The 4,810-nt window shown below is 35.3% G+C and carries 7 protein-coding genes; 4 read left to right on the forward strand and 3 right to left on the reverse strand.

The window, feature by feature from the left end; translation table 11 throughout:
• The first annotated feature begins 110 nt into the window (after nt 1–110).
• Both F6K13_RS18660 and F6K13_RS18665 read left to right on the forward strand, forming a co-directional pair.
• Nucleotides 111–287 carry a zinc ribbon domain-containing protein gene (locus tag F6K13_RS18660; protein ID WP_287240477.1) on the forward strand — a complete coding sequence of 59 codons (177 nt, stop codon included), beginning with the start codon at nt 111–113 and terminating at the stop codon, nt 285–287.
• Between the two features lie 43 nt (nt 288–330).
• Nucleotides 331–519 (forward strand): hypothetical protein, encoded by a 189-nt coding sequence (locus F6K13_RS18665; protein WP_124143493.1) that lies wholly within the window; start codon nt 331–333, stop codon nt 517–519.
• Between the two features lie 928 nt (nt 520–1,447).
• On the opposite strand, the gene F6K13_RS18670 is transcribed toward F6K13_RS18665, so the two are convergent.
• Together F6K13_RS18670 and F6K13_RS18675 are read right to left on the reverse strand one after the other, a co-directional pair.
• A complete protein-coding gene (locus tag F6K13_RS18670) occupies nt 1,448–2,533 on the reverse strand; it encodes a restriction endonuclease (RefSeq protein WP_124143339.1) in 1,086 nt (361 codons plus the stop codon).
• 583 nt (nt 2,534–3,116) lie between these two features.
• Complete coding sequence (locus tag F6K13_RS18675; RefSeq protein ID WP_124143340.1) at nt 3,117–3,383, reverse strand: hypothetical protein; 267 nt, start codon at nt 3,381–3,383, stop codon at nt 3,117–3,119.
• Between the two features lie 455 nt (nt 3,384–3,838).
• Between F6K13_RS18675 and F6K13_RS18680 the strand changes: the two genes are divergently transcribed.
• On the forward strand, nt 3,839–4,060 hold the full coding sequence (locus F6K13_RS18680; RefSeq protein ID WP_124143341.1) for a hypothetical protein: 222 nt from the start codon (nt 3,839–3,841) through the stop codon (nt 4,058–4,060).
• Here F6K13_RS18680 and F6K13_RS18685 read toward each other — a convergent pair.
• On the reverse strand, nt 4,050–4,292 hold the full coding sequence (locus tag F6K13_RS18685; RefSeq protein ID WP_287287976.1) for a hypothetical protein: 243 nt from the start codon (nt 4,290–4,292) through the stop codon (nt 4,050–4,052). The genes F6K13_RS18680 and F6K13_RS18685 overlap by 11 nt on opposite strands.
• 27 nt (nt 4,293–4,319) lie before the next feature.
• Here F6K13_RS18685 and F6K13_RS18690 point away from each other — a divergent pair.
• A partial coding sequence (locus tag F6K13_RS18690; RefSeq protein ID WP_287287977.1) for an AarF/UbiB family protein occupies nt 4,320–4,810 on the forward strand: 491 nt, incomplete at its 3' end.

The raw sequence follows: 4,810 nt of genomic DNA on the forward strand, positions 1-4,810 counted from the left end.
AGGAAAAGCAGAAAAATATGGTCGCGATTTCAGAGTAATTAGTCGCCCTTGAGCCAACATCCCAAGTTTGCTCAAATTGTGGCTTTAAAGGTGGGAAGCTAGACCTTCAGGTGCGAGAATGGGAGTGCCTCAACTGCGGTGCAAAACATGATCGAGACGAGAATGCAGCAATAAATATATTAGTCGCGGGCGGGCAGTCCGAGACACTAAACGGACGTGGAGGCAAGCATAAGACTAACTTCAAGCTAGCAGCAGCCAAAGAAACGTCAACCCACCGAGGAGCTTAGGCTCGGTAGGAATCCCCGTGCCTTCAGGCCGGGGAGGATGTCAATGTCACAAAAATATCAAACTAAGCAAAAATTCCTATTGCGACATACCCAACAAAACCACCGACTACCAAAAAAATATCAGACTAAGCAAAAATTCCTATTGCGACATACCCAACAAAACCACCGACTACCAAAAAAATATCAGACTAAGCAAAAATTCCTATTGCGACATACCCAACAAAACCACTAGATGTCTCCTAAAAATAAATCCCGATCTAACAATCAAAAATCTTATTTTGGTCTAGAAATTATCAGCAGTATATTAGAACATATCCACAGTCATCCTCAATTCGATCGCAACGTTTACTGAGAATTAAGTATGAATAAAGAGAAAAATCATTAGATACAAGCAATAAAATTACACAAACAACGGCAAGAGTTAGTATCAACAAAAAATACAATAATTATTGCACCTGTTAGTAGTATATCGCCATGATTATCCCCATCATAGCAAATCATTTTTACTTTAATTTATTGAATAAATTTGACAACATTTCAACTACCTTTAAATTCAATTCAGAGGAGTTTCAACAATTAATAATTAATAATTAATTATTACCTCTCCTTGAAAAGAAGAGGATTGACTCAAAGGATTTTTTTTTTCTTTTTCCCCTTAAAAGTGGAGGCTTTAAACCACAATTTATCGGTAAAACTACTGCCAACGATATCTTTAATTACTGGTTTCTAATGATTGGGTAATTGTTACCACCAAATCTGCTAAAACAGGTCATTTCAGTTATCAGTTATCAGTTGTAAAAAAAACTCAAGCGATCGAGAAATTGTTAAAGAAATTACGAGCAAATTAAGTAAAAATTTTTATAATACTAAATCTGGTTGAAAATCTTACCGAAAAATTAAGGTATAAAGCCTCTCCATTCATGGAGAAAAAAGCGGTCGAGGGATGGCGTTAGCGGAGCGGGTCTGTAAGAACGGGTCTCCTCGCCATATCCAATCGACCAAGAGAAGAAAAAAATTCCTTTTAACCCAATCCTCTTCTTTTCAAGGAGAGGTAATTATAAATTATAAATTCTTAATTCTAAATTCTTGAACTCTTTCCTTTTCTCCTCTGGCTTTTCCTGTATTAAATATCATCTAGAAACAGCAAAAAATAAAATTAGTTAAAAAGTCAACCATTCACAAGAAATAATCGCATCAATAAAATCGTCAGATAAAGCAATAAAATCAGAATATGTAATTAATTTAATACTTTGTTTATCCACTTTTGATAATAAATCTTCCAAAGGTCTTCTATCTCTAGGAAATACACTATCCCACAGATAAAACATTAACTTATTTTCTATAGATTCTTTCGTAACTTGATTATCTTCAGACTTCAAAAACCAAACCCCAATTTGTTTATCTTCAATGCGGCGAATTAGATGATGATTGACCTTAATAAAATCATTCAACTTATTCACAAAAGAAACCCATTTCTCATCCCTACCTTCGATCGCTATATCTTTAATTTTTTCTATCCCATAACCAGGCACATCCACATATTCCCAATCCCATCTCCGTTTGAAAGCACTATCTAAATAATAAATCGACTCATCCGAAGTATTAATCGTCGCAATAATCGATAAATTTCTAGGAATAGAAATTCTCTGACTTGTCAAATTTTCTAAGACCCTTAAACCATCCTGATTATTACTCATTTCTAAATTCATCTTTGTCATCTTACAAAAAACATCAAAATTACTTCCATCCACTTGTATATTTTTATCAGTTGTTTGAGCATCATACCCCATAGAACCTAACAAAGCCACTATTTCTAACTCTGATAAATTGACATCATAAGTTGACCAATTATCTGTTTCTCTATCTAATAATTGAAAAATCGGACCGAATATAGCAGCAGCATTACCTCGGTTTAATTCGTCAATTACTAACAGCACATTCTCATTACTATTATTAACTAAATGTTTGTAAGCTAATCCTAATGCTCGTAAAAAATGACCTTGATAAAATTTATATATAACCGAACTGCCGATAGTCTGTGGCAATAATTTTCCTACAAAATCAGCATAAGTATATTCAGGATGAAAGACTGTTTTAATTGTGTTTTCTAATGATTTTGTTTGTTCATGCCATTTAATTCCCAACGAATTAGTTGCTATCTCTCGCACTTTATAACTTTTGCCTGTACCTGGGCTACCAAATAGAATTTTCTGAATAGGTCTAGCAGTTATATTTTCGTTGTGCATAAAATATCTTGGAATATATTGAAATTAGGCAAAATGGGTCATTTCAGTTATCAGTTATCAGTAACAATTTCATACTTTTTATCTATATGCTTGAATTTTTGACAAATTATTTAACACTGCTATTTTTTTGAGTATTTATTATTTAGAATAAGCTTTGAATAATTATATAGTAAGTATCATCGCGATATAGAGACCAGAAATAAATTTTGAATAAACGTTAGTCTGAGAAAGTACATCCAAAACTTAGTTATTTCAACTTTTCTTTATATATTTTTACTAAGTAGTTAAGCAAAATTAATTGTATATTTGATAGTCAGCTTAAATAAGTAGGAAAAATTATTTTTAGATTGACTACTCAAATACAAAAGTATATTTTATTCCCTATTCCCTGTTCCCTGTTGTATAGAAAATATTAAGGCAACAGACAATAGGAGTAATAGTTTCAAATTTTTAACAAAATTATTTCTAACTAAAAATTTACAAAAAATAATAACGGTGCGTCACTGCGCACCGCCAGCTATAATTTATATAGCGCCTCACCAGTATGAAAATTGCTATATATATAATTTAACCAAGAAAATAATCAGGCTAAAGATTGACGCATCGGAGTACGACCATAAGGATGTCCCTTGTAACTAATTACGATTTGATGAGCTAACCATAAATCTAAACACCGACGCATTAATAGGTAGCGATCGCGCCAAAGTTGATGGCACTTTTCCGTAGATGGGCAGTCAATCACCATTACTACCCTAGACCCAACTAACTCGCGGTTTAACTGACAACTGTCTAAATCTATAGGACTACGAGTCTGAAACCGTTCAATTGCGACAGATTCTATATTATTCATCTAAAAATATTTCGGTAATTTGGAAACCCTTAGCTTTCGCTAGGGGATCAATAAAGATCGGCCATAGCCGAAACGAGAATGTTATAGGTCGGTATCATGTCAAAGGTACTGGCTTAACCCACTATGCCTGTTTAACCATTGAGTTCTAGAGGATAGGACTGGCAGAGAGAGCATCTCAAGATAGGAACTTTAACACTAACCTGTAACTTAGACTGCAAATATCTAAGGATAGTCAGGTGTTGGCTGGCAAAGACTTCAAGCAGTCTATCCAAGCCCTTGAACTTTAGTCCTGGGATTCCTGACTACATATCTTTATTGATTATAAAATAAATATAAAGAACTTTGGGAATAATGTAAAGCGGAAATTTTTCTAATTTATGGTTTTCTTGCTGTCAAAACAGATACTTTTTCTTAAAACAAAAGTCAAAAATAAAAAGTCAAAAGTTTTAATTTGATTGAAAATTGATATAGCAGGCAACAGGCAACAGTGGGAAAAGTATTTCTCTGTCTTACGGTTCATCATTAACATCAGTCAAACACCAACTCGTTCCTTGCTATACATTTTATTTCGGATAAAATTCTTAAAAGTCAGTATAGATAAAGAAAAAAAGTCTATGGCTGAGATGAAAGTTACTCAAAATGCGCCAGCTTTCGATCAACGCTATCCTAAATATTGAGATATATCAGATTTTCCCTATCGGTAAAGCAGTCGAAAGAAAGGTGAGGACAGATCAAAAGCAGAACACTCAGACAACGCCAGATTTTTCCTTCTGCCTCTCTTGGTGCGCATTCCCTCTCTTGGTCAGCATTCCGCAAGCGAGCTGGCGTCGTCGCGGGGTCTGACCGCTTGCGTCTGTCGCCGACGCGGGGTCGCACCGCTTCTGCCTTCTGCCTTCTGCTATAAAACAAACATCAATCCAATCATTGGGAGGCCCCGTGTTATCTAGCCTGACAGCAACTAATTCTCGCCGAGCTGAAATAGTCGAAATTGTGTTCCGCAATGGTTGGGACTATATGAAAACCCTCCTCACAGGGGGCAAAACTGGCGAACCAGATATACCAACACCAGAAGTTCTACGCAATATTCTTGTAGATTTAGGCCCAGTATATGTAAAACTTGGCCAGTTACTCAGTACCCGTCCAGACCTATTACCAGCAGACTATATTGACACCTTGTCAAGTTTGCAGGCCAATGTACCAGCAGTACCTTGGTCAGAAGTGGAAATCTTAATTCGTCAACAATTATCCCAACCTCTAGAAGAAATATTTAGTGATATTAATACTGAGTGTGTAGCAGCGGGTTCCATCGCTCAAACTTACAAAGCGACTCTAAAAGACGGTACAGAAGTAGCTCTAAAAGTTCAACGTCCAGGTATTGACAGAATAATTGACAAAGATACATCCCTGCTAAAAAGTTTAGCTGAATA

The organism is Okeania sp. SIO2B9 (genome assembly GCF_010672505.1).
Lineage (GTDB): Bacteria > Cyanobacteriota > Cyanobacteriia > Cyanobacteriales > Microcoleaceae > Okeania > Okeania hirsuta.

Excerpts from the sequence above, each read along its gene's own strand:
- F6K13_RS18665 (WP_124143493.1), top strand. The coding sequence starts at position 331 with ATGTCACAAAAATATCAAACTAAGCAAAAATTCCTATTGCGACATACC.
- F6K13_RS18670 (WP_124143339.1), bottom strand. The coding sequence starts at position 2,533 with ATGCACAACGAAAATATAACTGCTAGACCTATTCAGAAAATTCTATTT.
- F6K13_RS18675 (WP_124143340.1), bottom strand. The coding sequence starts at position 3,383 with ATGAATAATATAGAATCTGTCGCAATTGAACGGTTTCAGACTCGTAGT.